Annotated in this window: 13 protein-coding genes; 11 read left to right on the top strand and 2 right to left on the bottom strand. The window is 58.3% G+C overall.

The window, feature by feature from the left end:
• Positions 1 to 3: 3 nt before the first annotated feature.
• A complete protein-coding gene (locus P349_RS16565) occupies positions 4 to 975 on the top strand; it encodes a fatty acid desaturase (protein ID WP_032647703.1) in 972 nt (323 codons plus the stop codon).
• Entirely contained in the window at positions 968 to 1,726 is a 759-nt protein-coding gene (locus P349_RS16560; protein ID WP_032647701.1) for a phosphate/phosphite/phosphonate ABC transporter substrate-binding protein, read from the top strand. Before P349_RS16565 ends, P349_RS16560 begins: the two co-directional genes overlap by 8 nt.
• Here the strand turns inward: P349_RS16560 and P349_RS16555 are convergent.
• Together P349_RS16555 and P349_RS16550 are read right to left on the bottom strand one after the other, a co-directional pair.
• On the bottom strand, positions 1,705 to 2,601 hold the full coding sequence (locus P349_RS16555) for a LysR family transcriptional regulator (protein WP_032647699.1): 897 nt from the start codon (positions 2,599 to 2,601) through the stop codon (positions 1,705 to 1,707). The genes P349_RS16560 and P349_RS16555 overlap by 22 nt on opposite strands.
• Positions 2,602 to 2,623: 22 nt before the next feature.
• Positions 2,624 to 4,912, bottom strand: a complete 2,289-nt coding sequence (locus P349_RS16550; protein WP_032647697.1) for an FdhF/YdeP family oxidoreductase — start codon at positions 4,910 to 4,912, stop codon at positions 2,624 to 2,626.
• 1,003 nt (positions 4,913 to 5,915) lie between these two features.
• Between P349_RS16550 and P349_RS16545 the strand changes: the two genes are divergently transcribed.
• The 9 genes from P349_RS16545 to tssC all read left to right on the top strand — a co-directional run bounded on the left by P349_RS16545 (position 5,916) and on the right by tssC (position 17,053).
• Positions 5,916 to 6,410, top strand: coding sequence for a hypothetical protein (locus P349_RS16545; protein ID WP_032647696.1), 495 nt, complete (start codon positions 5,916 to 5,918; stop codon positions 6,408 to 6,410).
• A 23-nt stretch (positions 6,411 to 6,433) separates the two neighbouring features.
• Positions 6,434 to 6,937 (top strand): type VI secretion system lipoprotein TssJ, encoded by a 504-nt coding sequence (gene tssJ / locus P349_RS16540; protein ID WP_024909828.1) that lies wholly within the window; start codon positions 6,434 to 6,436, stop codon positions 6,935 to 6,937.
• A 28-nt stretch (positions 6,938 to 6,965) separates the two neighbouring features.
• Entirely contained in the window at positions 6,966 to 8,309 is a 1,344-nt protein-coding gene (gene tssK / locus P349_RS16535) for a type VI secretion system baseplate subunit TssK (RefSeq protein ID WP_032647694.1), read from the top strand.
• Positions 8,310 to 8,326: 17 nt separating this feature from the next.
• Complete coding sequence (locus tag P349_RS16530) at positions 8,327 to 9,565, top strand: DotU family type VI secretion system protein (RefSeq protein ID WP_032647692.1); 1,239 nt, start codon at positions 8,327 to 8,329, stop codon at positions 9,563 to 9,565.
• Positions 9,566 to 9,568: 3 nt separating this feature from the next.
• The gene (gene tssM / locus P349_RS16525) at positions 9,569 to 13,189 is read left to right on the top strand and encodes a type VI secretion system membrane subunit TssM (protein ID WP_032647691.1); all 3,621 of its coding nucleotides are present in this window, start codon (positions 9,569 to 9,571) and stop codon (positions 13,187 to 13,189) included.
• 16 nt (positions 13,190 to 13,205) lie between these two features.
• Complete coding sequence (gene tagF, locus P349_RS16520) at positions 13,206 to 13,922, top strand: type VI secretion system-associated protein TagF (RefSeq protein WP_032647689.1); 717 nt, start codon at positions 13,206 to 13,208, stop codon at positions 13,920 to 13,922.
• A gap of 11 nt (positions 13,923 to 13,933) precedes the next feature.
• Positions 13,934 to 14,950, top strand: coding sequence for a type VI secretion system protein TssA (gene tssA, locus P349_RS16515; protein ID WP_032647687.1), 1,017 nt, complete (start codon positions 13,934 to 13,936; stop codon positions 14,948 to 14,950).
• A gap of 75 nt (positions 14,951 to 15,025) precedes the next feature.
• Complete coding sequence (gene tssB, locus P349_RS16510; protein WP_008502644.1) at positions 15,026 to 15,550, top strand: type VI secretion system contractile sheath small subunit; 525 nt, start codon at positions 15,026 to 15,028, stop codon at positions 15,548 to 15,550.
• 3 nt (positions 15,551 to 15,553) lie between these two features.
• On the top strand, positions 15,554 to 17,053 hold the full coding sequence (gene tssC / locus P349_RS16505; protein ID WP_014884232.1) for a type VI secretion system contractile sheath large subunit: 1,500 nt from the start codon (positions 15,554 to 15,556) through the stop codon (positions 17,051 to 17,053).
• The last annotated feature ends 29 nt before the right edge of the window (positions 17,054 to 17,082 follow it).

Genomic DNA, 17,082 nt, shown 5'->3' on the forward strand with positions numbered 1-17,082 from the left:
GGAATGAGTCAACGAAGCTCCCTCTATTTACATCCGCAACAACGCGAACAAATCCGCCATCTTGCATCGGGTTTTATATGGCGAAGCGAGCTGCCCACCTGGCTGTTGATAATCACTGTTTATGCAGGCTGGTTTGGCACGCTTACGTTCTGGCAAACGCTCGGCCTGCTGCCCGCCACGCTGCTGCTCGTCTGGTTTAGCACCTGGTACATGTCCCTGCAGCATGAGCTGATCCACGGACACCCCACGCGTTTTGCCTGGCTTAACCAGCTGTTTGGCACGCTCCCGCTGGCGGTCTGGTATCCGTACGGCCTGTACCGGGACTCCCATCTTGCCCATCATCGGCACCATAGCCTGACCCATCCGGTGGATGACCCGGAGTCGTACTATTTTACCGACGAGAGTTGGGGGCGCTTTTCCCCCAGGCAGAAGCGCCTGATCCGGGCCCGAAATACCTTTGCCGGGCGGCTTCTGCTGGCGCCGCTGCTGGATATCGTCCAGACGCTGGGCAGCGCCGCGGCGGCGTTTCGTCATCTTCACCTGAGGGCGATGACGATGTGGCTGGTTCACATCACGCTGCTGGCGGTACTCTTCGTCTGGATGACGCATATCGATTTTTCACCCGTCTGGTTCGTGCTTGCGGTCAGTTATCCCGCGCTCGCGCTGACCAAGGTGCGATCGTTTTTCGAACATCGCGCGGCGGACGATCCGCTGGCGCGCTCCGTCATTAACGAGGCCGGGGTGTTCTGGCGGGTGCTGTTTTTGAATCTCAACTACCATTCAGTACATCACGATCTGCCGGGCGTTCCCTGGTACGGGCTGAAGACGATCTACCAGCAAAACCGGGAGGCGTACCAGCAGCGAAACCGCGGTTTTCTCGTCAGAGGCTACGGTGAATGGCTGCGCCAGTTCTGGGTCAGACCCGTCGACGTCACCGTTCACCCCGGAAAACAACAGGGGGAAGGGTATGAGTAACCTGCTGGCGTTTCCCATGTATGCGGTGGATCGCGCCGATACCCGCGCGCTCTGGCTGGCGGTTAAGGGATTGCTGGCTGCACGCGGTGTGCCCGTCGATGATGTCCCCGACGGGCCGGAGTCCGATCTGCTCACGCACTGGCAACAGCCCGGGCTTATCCTTAGCCAGACCTGCGGTTACCCGCTGGTCACGCAGCTCCCGGACGTGCAGGTGGTCGGCTGTTTTCACTACACGGCACCGGGCTGCGAAGGGATCCAGTACCGCAGCTTTCTGGCGGTGCGCGAGGAGGATCGGCACCTGACGCTCGCGGAGTTTCGCGGACGACGGGCGGTCTGTAATTCACCAGACTCCCAGTCCGGCTACAATGCGCTGCGAAAAAAAGTGGCTCCCCTGTTGAGTGGCGGTCCATTTTTCGCGCAAACGTCCTTTAGCGGCAGCCATCGCCAGTCGCTGATTGATGTGAAACGTGGGGCAGGGGATATCGCGGCCATCGACTGCGTGACCTGGGCACTGCTGCAGCGCCACGAGCCGGAACGGCTTGCGGGGCTGGCGATCATTGACCATACCCCGCTGACGCCGGGACTGCCGCTAATCACCTCGCATAACACCTCGCCTGAAACGCTTAACGCCATTCGCGATGCTCTCCATGCGCTGGTCAGTTCACCGGAACACCGGGCCGTTTGCGACGCGGTGCTGATCGGCGGTTTTAGCGTGGTGACGCGCCAGGCCTACGCCTCATTGTTGGCTTGATAAATTTCCTGCGCGTCGGTAAAGCAGCGCAGCGCCAGTGAGGAGACCGGTTTTTGCCTGCGCATAATCAAGCCGACAGGGGCCTCAATGTTCGCGTCAGCGATGGGGACAATCCTGAAATGGCTGTTCAGATCTTCCAGGCCGTTGTTCAGCGGCATGACGGCGCAGCACACGCCGCTCTGCACCGCCTGAATGATCTGGAACGTCGAGTCGCTCTCGAAAACGGACGTCGGTTCAATGCCCGCAGATTTCAAGCTGGCCTCCATATGCGCCCGGTAGTGCATCCCTTTGGTCAGGAACCCCAGCGGAAAATCCGTCAGATCGCGCCAGGTCAATGTCTCCTGGCCGAGCTGGAAATGACGGACGTCGTGCAGCAGGCCCATTTTCGTTTTGGGAAGCTGGATAATATCGAACTGGCTGGTGTCAATGCTGTTGAGGTAGCAAATTCCCAGCTCAAGCTGATTGCGGCTGACGCCGTCGGCAATCTGCGCGGAGGACATAGAATAGAGGCTGTAGGTCAGCTCCGGGTATTTTTGCGTCAAATGGCGAATAAAAATCATCGGATCCACGCTCGCCAGCGGCACCATCCCCAGACGGAGTTCACCCACCACCTGGCCTTTGCACAGCGCGGCCTCCGCCTGTAGCCCGTCGTGCGCAGCCAGCAGCGCGCGGGCCCACGCGAGGATGCGTTCACCCTCCGGCGTAAACCCTTCAAAGCGCTGCCCGCGCACAATCAGCACCAGCCCGAGCTCCTCCTCCAGGCTGCGGATGCGCATGGAGAGGGTCGGCTGGGTGATGTTGCACTGCGAGGCAGCCTTGCCAAAATGGCGGGTCTCGTCGAGGGCGATTAAATATTTTAACTGTTTAATATCCATCTTTTTCTCTGCGCGAACAGCCTTACAGCATGCGGATCTCTTTTGAGCGCAGGGTGATGCGAACCGGAACGGATTTATACGACGGCGTACCGCTGTCCTTATCCAGATAATCAAGCGGTACCAGCACGTTGGCTTCCGGATAATAGGCGCCGACGGTCCCCGGTGCGATGTTGTACGCCACTACGGTAATGTCTTTCAGACGCTGAGCGCTACCGGGCAGGGCGGTTTCGATATCCACGCGGTCGCCGTGTTCCAGCCCTGACTGCGCCATATCGTCTTCGTTCATAAACAGCACGTCGCGACGGCCAAATACGCCACGGTAGCGGTCGTCCAGGGCGTAAATGGTGGTGTTGTACTGGTCGTGGCTGCGCAGCGTGATCAGGCGCAGAACATGCTCACCTTCACCGCTGGCGTTCTCGTGAACCCCGTCGAACACCGAGAACATCGCTTTTCCCGTCGCCGTTGGCCAGATACGTTGCGTCGGTGGCAGCGGCATACGGAAACCACCGGGAACGCGGATCCGCGCGTTATAGTTCTCAAACCCCGGAATGGTCTGCTCGATCAGATCGCGGATCCGGTCGTAATCCTCAACCAGCGTCATCCAGTCCACGCGGGTATCCGGCAGGGTGGCTTTCGCCATGCCCGCGACGATAGCGGGTTCTGACCGAAGCAACGGCGATGCAGGCTTCAGCTTGCCGGATGAAGCATGCACCATCGACATGGAGTCTTCGACGGTAATGGACTGGCGGCCGGTCGCCTGAATATCCAGCTCGGTACGGCCAAGACACGGGAAAATAAAGGTCTCTTTGCCCACCAGCAGATGGGTACGGTTGAGCTTGGTGCCGACGTGCACGCTCAAATCCAGGGATCCCATAGCCGGAAAGCCGCGTTCATGATCGGGCATCGCCACCGCAAAATTACCGCCGAGGCAAATGAGCGCTTTTGCGCGGCCGTCGATCATCGCCTGCGTTGCCTGCACCGCGTCGTGTCCGTGGTGCGACGGCGGCTCAAAGCCGAACACGTCCTTCAGGCGATTAAGGAATGCCGGTGTGGGTTTCTCGCTAATCCCGACGGTACGGTTCCCCTGAACGTTTGAGTGGCCGCGCAGCGGGCATATTCCCGCGCCGGGCTTGCCGATATTCCCGCGCAGCAGCAGCACGTCGGCAATCAGGCGGACGTTCGCCGTACCTTTGTTGTGCTGCGTAATCCCCATCCCGTAGGTAATGATGGTGGCCTTCGATTTTGCATAGGCTTCGGCGACCTTTTTGAGCGCCGCCTGGCTCAGACCCGACTCGCGCTCGATCTCGTCCCATCGGGTTTGCGCGATATCGGCGGCGAACGCCTCAATGCCCTGGGTGTGTTCGGCAATAAATGCGTGGTCCAGCACGTCACCGCGTTCGGCTTCCATTTCCAGCAGGTGTTTGGCAATGCCTTTCAGCGCGGCGGCATCGCCCCCGGCCTTCACCTGGAAATAGGTCGAAGCGATATCCGTGGAGCTGTAGGTTGCCATTTCAATCACGCTTTGCGGGTCGGCGAAACGTTCCAGAGCACGTTCGCGCAGCGGGTTAAAGACGATAATCGGCACATTGCGGCGGGCCAGCTCGTGGAGGGTCCCCATCATTCGCGGATGGTTGGTGCCGGGGTTGTGACCAATGGAGATCACCAGCTCGGTCTTATCGAAGTCGTCCAGCGAAACGGTGCCTTTTCCGATGCCAATCGAACGCGGTAAACCGACGCTGGTGGCCTCGTGACACATATTCGAGCAGTCGGGGAAGTTGTTGGTGCCGTATTCGCGAGCAAACAGCTGGAACAGATACGCCGCTTCGTTAGAGGCGCGTCCTGAGGTATAGAACTCGACCTGGTCCGGTTCGAGCCCGCGCAATACTTCGCCGATGCGTTGAAACGCCTCGTCCCAGTCGACGGGGCGGAAGGTGTCGCTCGCCCGATCATAGCGCAGGGGGTGCGTGAGTCGACCGTAGCCTTCCAGCTCAAAGTCCGATTTTGCCAGCAGCGAGGAGACGCTGTTTTCAGCCAGAAACGCGGGGGTGACGCGTTTGCTGGTCGCTTCCCAGGTCACCGCTTTGGCGCCGTTCTCGCAGAACTGGAACGTCGATTTGTGTTCTTTATCAGGCCACGCGCAGCCCGGGCAGTCGAAGCCGTCAGGCTGGTTGGTGCGCAGCAGCGTCGCGGGAGCGTCAAGGGTATCCATTTGGGTACGTACCGCGATGGCCGTCGCTTTTAGTGCCCCCCAGCCGCCGGCAGGGCCGTCATAGTGTCTGATGCCTGGCACCGAGCGTCTTTTCTTGTTCATACCCACTCCTGATTTGTTCGGTCAACAACATCTGAACCCATAAAAGCGCTGCACAGGACAATAAGCAAAAGCAATGACGACCGTATGGCTACGCGCATGCGGTGCGGGAAGGTGCTTTATCTTAAATTCTTTTTATTACAGCGGTTTATGGGATTTGATGTTTAAATATTTAAAGAAATTATAACGAAATTTTATCATTTTAATAATAAATCTTATCTATCGGTCGGTAGGCGAGATAGATGGCGGTGAGTAAGGAAGGATGTAGTACCAGTAAAATTTCGAATGAAGCTGATGAGTGGTAGGCATAGACACTATTCGCGTCTGACGGGCAATTGCGAGTATATTCCGTTTGCGATGATGGCAGGAAGGTTAACTGAGGCTTAATGATTAATGGATATAATTTATACCTGACAAGGCAATTATCACATAGTGAAATATAAAGTTATTTTGAGCCGTGAAATTAACGTGGTGTTGCATAAGTGAAAATAGAGCCATTCTGAGCGCACGTTACGATCGATATTAAAGATACCCTGTTAGTGCAACAAATAATTCATGGTCAATATATTCTTCTGACATCACCAACACACGAATTCTACTAATTATGGTAGTGGCGGTAATAGTAGTATTGCGTTAATGAAAGTGGTTCTCTTTTGTGTTTTTTGCTTATAAAACATGTTGTTGCTGTGTTCTTTGGTGGGGAAATAAGAGAGTGTAAGTCATATCGAGTTTTTTCTTAAGATTAATCCTATAATTTTCCGACTGCTTCATTTACCAACAGTTACGCGGCGGTAAATATTGAATTGATGCGAAGCTCATGTAAACTTGCTTACCGTTTGTCAAAATATGTCAGGAAGATGCTGGGCCTTATTCTGAAGGGCTCGTGCGGTAGCTATGCCCTTAACATAGTAACGCCCCGAAAATATCCTGGCTATTTTAACAATAGCACTTAAGTCAAACTTCATCCCCTTATCTCCATCATCGAAATATCGCTACGGAAAAGCATATGAAAATGCGCGTACTGTTTTCACTTCTGTTTGTAATGGCGGTGGCGGGCTGTAAAGCGCCGCAAAAACCTGTGATCAACGACGATACGATCGAGACCAGTCAGGTCAACGGCGTTACCTTAACCCACCGTCACGCTGTGACGCCGCCGACGGAGTTCACGCCGGTCAACGAGCCGTATCGTGCCATGTATCCGGCTTCCCTGATGAGCCGACCTGACTTCGGCGGCAAAGTTATCCGTAATCTCGAGACCGGAAAAACGTACGTGGTGCTGGGGCAGGTTGAACACTACTGGATGGCGCTTGCCGACGAAGGCAACGATCAGCTGATTGGTTACGTCCCGATGCGCGCTGTGATCAAGGCCGACCAGTACGACGCCGCCGTGCGTAAACAGGCGATTCGTCCAAAGGCGCGTAAAAAAGCGACCTGTGTCGATGTCGATGGCAACAGCAAAGCCTGCAAAGACAGCGCTAACGGCACCTGGATCCTGAACTAAACGGCTTTCATGAGCGCATTTTTATGAATAATAAAAATTTTCATAAGCTGTGGTTATTCTTTTACGCGGCGATTTTCGCCCTGGTCAGTGGTTGTACGTCGTCTTCACACAGCGACCCCTCCCGCTACAATCTGCAGTTTCAGGCTCATCCACAAATCAATGAATCTGCGCCGCTTAAGGTCCGGGTGCTGTTGCTGAAATCCGATGCGGATTTCATGTCCAGCGACTTCTACTCCCTGCAGAACAACGCGTCGGCCACGCTTGGCGCGAATCTGCTGAACAGCGACGTGTTCTTCCTGATGCCGGGACAGCTGTCCAAAACCCTCAGCGGGCAAAGCTCTCCGGAGGCCCGCTACATCGGCGTGATGGCGGAGTATCAGGTGCTGGATGGCAAAAAATGGCGCGTTTCACTCCCTCTGCCTGTGCCTGGCGAAAATCATATCTACCAGTTCTGGAAATGGTCCGCAGATGAACTTCAGGCCAACGTTTTTCTCGACGTGAACGGTATTCGTGTCATCAGCCAGTAACGCGCTTCAAAACAGGAAACACATCATCATGACGAAAGCAGAAAAGGTCGTCTGGACCGAAGGCATGTTCCTGCGTCCACACCATTTTCAGCGGACTGAAAGCTATCTGCTCAACCATGTTCGTGAATGGGGCGCACTACAGCGGTCGTATCTCTGGGGCTTTCTCGACGTTGAACTGGATGAAGCGATGCTTCGTCAGGGATGCATTGCCCTGAGCTACTGCAGCGGTTTGCTGCCGGACGGCACCTTTTTCCAGGTACGTAACGGGCGCAACGGCCCTGCACCCCTGAAAATTCCTGACAATCTCACTAACGAAAAGGTGGTGCTTGCGCTGCCGGTACGTCGTGGCGAGAGAGAAGAGGTGATTTTTAGCGAAGAACCGGCCTCGCTGGCGCGCTTCATCGCTTTCGAGCAAGAGGTGGAAGACGATAACGCCATGTCGGTGGGGGATGCCACCGTCCAGTTTGGTCGCCTGCGTCTGACCCTGATGCTGGAAAAAGACCTCACGGCAGAGTGGACCGCCATCGGCGTGGCGTTTGTGACCGAGAAGCGTAACGACAACCACGTGCGGCTCGACAGCAGCTACATCCCGCCGATGCTCAACGCCAACAACAGCCCGCAGATCTACAGCATGATCAACGATCTGCACGGTCTGCTGGTGCAGCGTAGCCAGCAAATTGGCGGTCGTTTGCGCCAGCCCGGCCGCTTTAATACCTCCGAGCTGATTGAGTTCACGCTGCTGTCGCTGGTTAACCGTCATCTGGGCGAGGTTTCTCATTTAAAAACCCTCCCGCTGCTGCATCCGGAAACGCTCTGGCGCAGCTGGCTGCCGTTTGCGACCGAGCTTGCCACCTGGACGTCCCAGCGTACCGCTGAAAGCGTGCTGCCGATTTACGATCATGACGATCTGGCAAACTGCTTCAGCAAGCTGATGCTGATGCTGCGTCAGGGGCTGTCGCTGGTGATGGAAGACCACGCGATTCAGCTGCCGCTTAACGAACGCTCTCACGGCCTGAACATTGCCACGGTGCCTGAAACCAGCATGGTGCGTGAGTTCGGCTTCGTGCTGGCGGTTAAAGCTAACGTGCCAGGCGAACACCTGCAAACCCATTTCCCGGCGCAGATGAAGGTCGCGCCGGTCTCGAAAATCCGCGATCTGGTTCAGCTTCAGCTGCCGGGCATTATGCTGCGCGCCATGCCGGTCGCGCCGCCGCAGATCCCGTGGCATGCCGGCTATAGCTACTTTGAACTGGAGAAGGGCAGCGAGCTGTGGCACGAGATGGATAAGTCCGGTGCATTCGCCCTGCATCTTGCAGGGGAATTCCCGGGGCTGGATATGGAGTTTTGGGCCATCCGTAGCCCGACAGAATAATAAAGCGAGCGCTTAATATGCAGGAACGACAGGACACCGGCAGTGATGCCGCCTTTACCGGAGCCAGTAGCAACAATCAGCTGGTGGCGGCCGCCAATCCACTGCTCAATGCGATTCCGCAGATCCGTCACTCGATCTCCCATGACGATCAGGTGGCGTTACGCCAGCGCCTGATTGATGAGATTCGCCGTTTCGAAGTCCGCTGCCAGCAGGCGGGGCTGCCCTACGAAGTGATCGTCGGGGCACGTTACTGCCTGTGCACGGCGCTCGATGAGGCCGCCGCGCTCACCCCCTGGGGCAGCAGCGGCGTCTGGTCAAGCAACGGTCTGCTGGTGACGTTCCATAACGAAACCTGGGGCGGCGAGAAGTTCTTCCAGCTGCTGGCGCGCCTGTCGCAAAACCCGCGCGAGCACATTCTGCTGCTGGAGATGATCAACTACTGCCTGCTGCTGGGCTTCGAAGGACGCTATCGGGTGCTGGATAACGGCCGCACCCAGCTTGAAACCATCAAGCAGCGTCTGTGGCAAATGATCCGCGGCGTGCGTGGCAGCTATCCGCCGCCGCTTTCACCCCATCCGGAAGATCGTCCGGTGCTGCGCAAGCTCTGGCGGCCGATGGTTCCCCTGTGGGCCTGCGTGGCGCTGGCCGGGTTTATCGCCTGTCTGTTTTATATCGTGCTTAACTGGCGTCTTGGCGATAACACCAACCCGGTGCTGGCGAAGATTTATCAGTCCCAGCTGCCGGAAACCACTATTCAGCAACCGGCGCGTCAGCTTCCGGCTGTGCTGAACCTGCGCGGCTTCCTGAAACCTGAAATCGAGGCTGGCCTGGTCGTGGTGAAAGATGAAGCGGATCGCAGCGTCGTTATCCTGAAGGGTGACGGGCTGTTTGCTTCTGCCTCTACCGTCGTGCGTGACCGCTATGAGCCGGTCATCCACCGCATTGCGCAGGCGATGAATAACGTCAGCGGCAAAATTCTGGTGGTGGGCTACAGCGACAACGTGCCGATCCGCAGCGCGCGCTTTGCCTCTAACTATGAACTCTCTCTGGAACGCGCCCGCTCGGTACAGAAAATGCTGCAGGGAAGCCTCTCTCAGCCTGGCCGCGTGAAAGCGGAAGGGCGGGGCGAGATTAACCCGGTGGCGCCGAACACGACGCCTGAAAATCGCGCCCGTAACCGCCGTGTGGAAATTACTCTGCTGGTGTCGCCTGAAAACACTCAGGCTGAGCTGAACGGATTGCCGCAAGGAAACTAAGGAATGCTGACTACACTTCTTTCCATTATGACCAACCGCATTCTGTGGAGCTTCCTCGGCGTCACGGCGCTGGCGGCGGTGATCTGGATGATTGGTCCCCTGTTGTCCATCGTGGACACTCGACCGCTTGAGTCTGAACAGAACCGTATTATCAGCATTGCCGTGGTCTATCTGCTCTGGGCGCAGGGTCACATTCTGCCGCGCCTGTACAACGCCTGGTTGAACCGCAAGCTGATGGACAAGCTCAAGGAGAATACCGCCAGTCCGGAAGCGGCGGATCCGCAGAAGCGACTGAACAGCGAGGAGCAGATCCTCGCCAGCCGTTTTGATGAAGCCGCGCAGATGCTGAAAAAAGCGCACTTCAGCAAAGCGGGCCAGGGCGCCCAGTGGACGCAGCGCTTCAGCACGCAATATCTCTATCAGCTGCCGTGGTACGTCATTATCGGCGCGCCGGGCTCCGGTAAAACCACGGCGCTGGTCAATTCCGGGCTGCAGTTCCCGCTGGCCGATCGTTTCGGTAAGACCGCGCTGCGGGGCATTGGCGGCACGCGCAACTGCGACTGGTGGTTCACCAATGAGGCGGTGCTGCTGGACACGGCGGGCCGCTATACCACCCAGGAGAGCGAGCAGGTGCAGGACGCCGGCGAATGGCTGGAGTTCATGGAGTTACTGCGTAAGTATCGCCGCCGCCAGCCGATCAACGGCGTCATCATCACCATCAGCATTTCTGACCTGCTCACCCAGTCCGCCGAGGCGTCCCGCCAGCAGGCGGTGAACCTGCGTCAGCGTCTGTCCGAGCTGCATGAACAGCTGGGTATCCGCTTCCCGGTGTACGTGATGGTGACCAAGGCCGACCTGCTTAAAGGCTTCCGCGCGTGGTTTGCCGACTACGATAAAGCGCAGCGCGACCAGATCTGGGGCTTTACGCTGCCGTGGGAGCAAACCAAGCACGCTGATTACGACCTGATGGGCAACTTCCAGCAGGAGTTTTCTCTGCTACAGCAGCGCCTTGATGCCGGGCTGCCGGAAACCATGCTGAAAGAGCATGACGCGAAAACCCGCGCAGAAGCGTATCTCTTCCCGCAGGAGTTCGCCGCGCTACGTCCGCTGCTGGCAGACTACCTGAGCACGGTCTTTGCCCGCTCCAACTTCGAAACCGAGTTCTCTCCGCGCGGGATCTACTTCGCCAGCGGGACGCAGGAAGGCATGCCGTTCGACCGGGTGATGGGCGAACTGAACCGCGCCCTGTCGCTGCCGGAAGGGGGCGAGGCGGATAACTGGGATTCGGTCAGCAAAGAAGCGCCTATCCCGGGTGCTAAAGGCCAGAGTTTCTTCATTAAGAACCTACTGCAAAACGTCATCTTCCAGGAAGCCGGGATCGCAGGTGAAAACCGCTGGTGGGAGCTGCGCAACCGGGCGGTGATCTGGTCCGGTTACGCGGCGCTGCTGGCCCTGCTGGTTATCCTCGGCGGTCTGTGGCTCACCAGCTATGCCAGGAACAAAACCTATCTGGCAGAGGTGGATGCGAAGGTTCCGCTGCTCGACCAGCAGAGCAAAGCGCTACAGAACCAGCCGCAGCGCGATCTGTTCGATCTGCTGCCGCTGCTGAACGGGCTGGTCGACCTGCCGAAAAGCGACGCGTTTGATGTGAACGATCCGCCCGTATCCCGCCGTATGGGGCTCTATCGCGGGGATGACGTCAGCGATGCCGCGCAGTCTCTGTACCAGAAAGCGCTGGATCAGATGCTGCTCCCTGCCGTTGCCATGCACATCACTACCTGGCTTCGCAACGACAACGGCAGCGATGTGGAATACAGCTATGAAGCGCTGAAAGCCTATCAGATGCTGTATCAGCCGAAGCACTATGACGGCAAATTCCTGCATTCGTGGGTGATGCTCAATCTGCAGCGGAATCTGCCGCAGAACGTCACGAAGGCGCAGCTGCAGCAGCTTGAATGGCACCTGACGCAGCTGCTGGAACCGAAAATTCAGGCCTCGCCGTACGCGCAGGATGAATCTCTGGTTGCCCGCGAAAGAGCGATGATCAACCAGCAGCCGCTTTCAACCCGCGTCTACGGTCGTCTCAAGCGCCTGCTGGAACATGATGACAACCTGAAGCCGGTCTCCCTTTCCGACCTCGGCGGACCGCAGAGCGAGCTGGTATTTTCCCGCAAAAGCGGCAAGCCGGTGAGCGAAGGCGTACCGGGTCTCTATACGCCGGACGGCTACTGGAAAAGCTTTAACGGCCAGATTGACAGCGTGACCACCGCCCTGCACGAGGACGACGCCTGGGTGCTGGGGGCCGCCACAGCGCAGGAGGATAAACAGCAGATCGATAACGCCGTGCGCCAGCTCTACATGCGCGACTTTATCGCCAACTGGGATCGCTTCCTCGCCGACATTCAGCTCAATAACAGCGCCGACCTTTCCCAGCGCATCAATACCGCGCGCCTGCTCTCCGGCGGCAGTTCGCCGCTGCGCCGTCTGGTGCAGAACCTGAGCCAGGTCCTGACGCTGTCACGCAATGCGCCAGCGCCAGAAGATGCAGGCAAAGCGCAGGATCAAAGCAACCGAGCCACCCGTACGCTGGAAGCCCTGTTCAGCAACAATGACGCAGCGCCGACCCAGGCCGCCGTGGTCACCCAGGCGCCGGAACAGCTGGTCACCGACCACTATGCGCCGATGATTGAGCTGGCGCAGCCGCTGGAGAAGGGGGGGAAGACCATCGTATTTGATGATTTTCTCAAGCAGGTGGATGAACTCTATCGTTACCTGACCGCCGTCCAGGACGCGGCCAACAGCGGGATGCCGGCACCGGGCGGCGAGGCGATCAGCCGTCTGCAGGCCAGCGCCGGTCGTCTGCCGGGCGGGCTGCAAACCATGTTCAGCAACATGGCGGTGGGCGCCAGCAGCGATACCCAGCGTCGTGATCTGGAAAACGTGCGTAAGCGGATTAACGTTGAAGTGGGCGGTTTCTGCCGTCAGGCGATTGCCGGTCGCTACCCGCTGGTACGCAGCGCCAGCACCGAGGTCACCCCTGACGATCTCGCGCGCATGTTTGCGCCGGGAACCGGGCTCATGGACGCCTTCTTCCGCGACAATCTGACCAATAAGGTAGACACCACGCAGGCTAACTGGCGCTTTATGCCGGGCATCGACGGGAAAACGCTGCCGGGAAGTGAAGGGCTGCTGAGACCGTTCCAGCAGGCCCAGTCGATTCGCGACGCCTTCTTTGCTAATGGCGCAACGACGCCGTCCTTCAAGGTGACGGTTCGCACCGTGCGAATGGATAACACCATTCTGAACCTGACCCTGGACGTTGACGGCCAGCTGCTGCGCTACAGCCACGGTCCGCAGGCCGTGCAGATCATGAACTGGCCGGGGCCGGGCGGCACCAACCAGGTACGCATGCAGCTGGGGCTGGCGAACGGCAGCACGGCGACGCTGGTCACCAACGGCGCCTGGGCGCTCAACCGCTTCTTCGATAAAGCGAGCACCAGCCCGGGCGCGGGTAGCCTGAGCCGTCAGGCCACCTTCAACGTCGACGGACATCAGGTCACGCTGGAGTTTGCGCCAAACAGCATTCGCAACCCGTTCCAGCTTCCCCGTTTCTCATGCCCATAACCGCAAGGACAGCCGTATGACGAATACCCCTGCGATGAACCGCTACAGCTGGTATGGCAAATTACCCAGCGCCGGAGATTTTTTGCAGCGTCGCTTTCCTGACACTTTACAGCGCCAGTGGTCACACTGGTTTCAGGTCGGTCTGCTGGCCTGGCAGCAGGAAGAGCAGCGCAGCGGCGAGCGCCAGTTCCAGAAAGCGCCAGTCTGGAATTATGTGGTACCGCCCATGCTGGGCAGCCAGATGATCCAGATGGGCTGTCTGCTGCCCGGCCGCGACAGCGTTGGCCGACAGTACCCGGTTTGCCTTCAGCTGAGCTTCGCTCCGTCAGAGTGGTCGACCAGCCTGCTCAGCCAGGCCGAAAGCTGGTACCAGCAGATTGGGCGCCTGGGGCTGCACGCGGTGCGCAACAGTTTTTCCGCCTCGCAGCTGGATGAGATGCTGATGACCATTCCGGTGCCGCAGCCGGTCGAGCCGCAAAAGCGCTCCGACATCCTGGATGTGATTGGCTATGACGAGGACGGCCAGAGCACGCTGGGCTGGCCTCAGGCGGCGGAGTGTTTTGATCCGCTACGTCAGACCAGCTACTGGTGGACCAACCGCTGCGACGGTTACCCGCTATACACCCACGTGCACAGCGGTAACTTTACCGGGCAGCTTTTCACCCTGCTGTTCGACCCGGCAGGGGGCGCCCGTCCGGGGCGTCACGGTCTCTATCCGCCCATGTTTGAATAAGCAGGGATCTTATGAATATCGAAGAATTTCTCGCGCCAATAAGCCCCGACAAACCCTGCGGCGAAAACCTGGAGTACGACGCCGACTTCCAGATCATGAATCAGGCAAGTCTTGGGAAAGCGGAACAGCAGTTTGGCGACACCATTATCCCGGCAGAGCCCGCAGACTGGAACACGGTAGAAAAATACGCCACTAGCCTGCTGACCCGCACCAAAGATCTTCGCGTCCTGCTGGCGTTAACCCATGCCTGGACGCGCCGCCGCGGGCTGGCGGGCTACGCGGACGGATTATTGCTGGTGCAGGAGGCGATCGCCCGTTACTGGGAACCGCTCTATCCGCTGCTGGAAGAGTATGGCGAAACCGATCCGTTCTATCGCATTAACGCCCTGGCGGGGCTCAGCGATAAATCCGACCTCACCGTCGCCGTGCGAAACGCCTCGCTTCTGCGTTCAAACGGCGATGAAATTTCGCTCCGGGATGCCCAGGCCCTGCTGGACGGCAGTAAGACGGAATGTCCGGACTATCCCGGCGGCCGTCCACGGCTGATTGACGAGCTGGCCCGCGGCGACCAGCCGGGAACCGCAGCGGTTATCGTCATTAACGAACGGCTGCTGGCGATTCGCGAGCTGCTCACCGGGCATCTCGGTGAAAGCGGCGTGCCCGAGATGGAGCAACTGCTGAAAACCGTCGGACTGGTAGCCAGCGCGTGTCAGGTGACCGACATCAGCAAGCTGCTGCCGAACCGTGAGGTGCAGGCAGAACCACAGGCCGAGCAGCAATCGGCGGCAACGCAGCCCGCTCAGCTGGTCACCGACTGGCGAAGCGTGCAGGTCACCAGCCGCGCCGACGCGCAGCTGATGCTGGAAAAAGCGAAGCAGTATTTTGCGCAGTACGAACCGAGCCACCCCGCACCGCTGATGATTGAACGGGTGCAGCGGCTGTCAGAACTTAACTTTATGGACATTATTCGCGACCTGGCGCCAGACGGCGTTAACCAACTGGAAAACATCTTTGGGCGCCGCGAATAGCGCGTCCAGGCATTATGACGACAGGCATGGAGCCTGCCGTTTCACCTTCACCGCGCATCTTTGATGGAGAACATCATGGCAATGAGTAACAGTGGGCAGAAATTCATCGCACGTAACCGTGCTCCCCGCGTGCAGATCGAGTACGACGTAGAGATCTACGGTGCAGAACGTAAAATTCAGCTGCCGTTTGTGATGGGCGTCATGGCCGATCTGGTCGGCAAACCGGTGGAAAACCTGCCGGCCGTAGACGAGCGTAAATTCCTCGAAATCGATATCGACAACTTTGACGAACGCATGAAGGCGCTGAAGCCGCGCGTAGCGTTCCAGGTGGATAACACCCTGACCGGCGAAGGTAAGCTCAACGTGGATCTGACCTTCGACAGCATGGACGACTTCCTGCCGGATGCGGTGGCCCGCAAGGTTGAGCCGCTGAACAAGCTGCTGGAAGCGCGTACCCAGCTCTCTAACCTGCTGACTTATATGGACGGCAAAAACGGTGCGGAAGAGCTGATCGCTAAAATTCTGCAGGATCCGACGCTGCTCAAATCCCTGAGCCAGTTGCCGAAAAATGACGAAAGCGCGAAAGGTAGCGAGGAATAATCGATGAGCAACCAGACTCAACAACATGAGCAGCAGGCGGGTCAGGCGTTCAGCCAGGATGAATTCAGCGCGCTGCTGAACAAAGAGTTCCGCCCGAAAACCGATCAGGCCCGCTCCGCCGTCGAAAGCGCGGTCAAAACCCTGGCGCAGCAGGCGCTGGAAAATACCGTCACCTTCTCGAACGATACCTACCGCACCATTCAGAACCTGATTGCCGGTATCGACGAGCAGCTGTCGCAGCAGGTGAATCAGATCATTCACCACGAAGAGTTTCAGAAGCTGGAGAGCGCCTGGCGCGGTCTGAGCTACCTGGTGAACAACACTGAAACTGACGAGATGCTGAAGATCCGCTTTATGAGCATCTCCAAGCAGGAGCTGGGCCGTACCCTGAAGCGCTTCAAGGGCGTGGGCTGGGACCAGAGCCCGATCTTCAAGAAAATCTACGAGCAGGAATACGGTCAGTTTGGCGGCGAGCCGTTTGGCTGCATCGTGGGCGACTACTACTTCGACCACAGCCCGCAGGACGTTGAGCTGCTGGGTGAAATGGCGCGCATCGGCTCTGCGGCGCACTGTCCGTTCATTACCGGTACCGCACCGGGCGTGATGCAGATGGAGTCCTGGCAGGAGCTGGCTAACCCGCGCGACCTGACCAAGATCTTCCAGAACACCGAATACGCAGCCTGGCGTTCGCTGCGTGAATCCGAAGATGCCCGCTATCTGGGTCTGGTGATGCCGCGCTTCCTGTCGCGCCTGCCGTATGGCATTCGCACCAACCCGGTCGACAGCTTTGACTTTGAAGAGCAGACCGACGGCGCGAACCACAACAGCTACTCGTGGGCGAACGCCGCGTACGCGATGGCAGCCAACATCAACCGCTCTTTCAAAGAGTACGGCTGGTGCACCTCGATTCGCGGCGTGGAGTCCGGCGGGGCGGTGGAAAACCTGCCGTGCCACACCTTCCCGAGCGATGACGGCGGTGTGGACATGAAGTGCCCGACCGAGATCGCCATCAGCGATCGTCGTGAAGCCGAGCTGGCGAAAAATGGCTTTATGCCGCTGGTTCACCGCAAAAACTCCGACTTTGCCGCCTTCATCGGCGCGCAGTCCCTGCAGAAACCGGCGGAGTACCATGACCCGGATGCGACCGCTAACGCGCGCCTGGCATCACGCCTGCCGTACCTGTTCGCCTGCTGCCGTTTTGCCCACTACCTGAAGTGCATCGTGCGCGACAAAATCGGCTCCTTCCGCGAGCGCGAAGAGATGGAACGCTGGCTGAACGACTGGGTCATGAACTACGTCGACGGTGACCCGGCGAACTCCTCCCAGGAGACCAAGTCCCGTAAACCGCTGGCAGCTGCGGAAGTGCAGGTGCAGGAGATTGAGGACAACCCAGGCTACTACGCCGCGAAGTTCTTCCTGCGTCCGCACTACCAGCTGGAAGGTCTGACCGTTTCCCTGCGTCTGGTTTCTAAACTGCCGTCGCTGAAGACGAAAGACGCGTGATGATAATTGCCGGCCCGCAGGGGCCGGCC

It is taken from the genome of Enterobacter sp. DC4, from assembly GCF_000568095.1.
In the GTDB taxonomy this organism is placed as follows: domain Bacteria; phylum Pseudomonadota; class Gammaproteobacteria; order Enterobacterales; family Enterobacteriaceae; genus Enterobacter; species Enterobacter pseudoroggenkampii.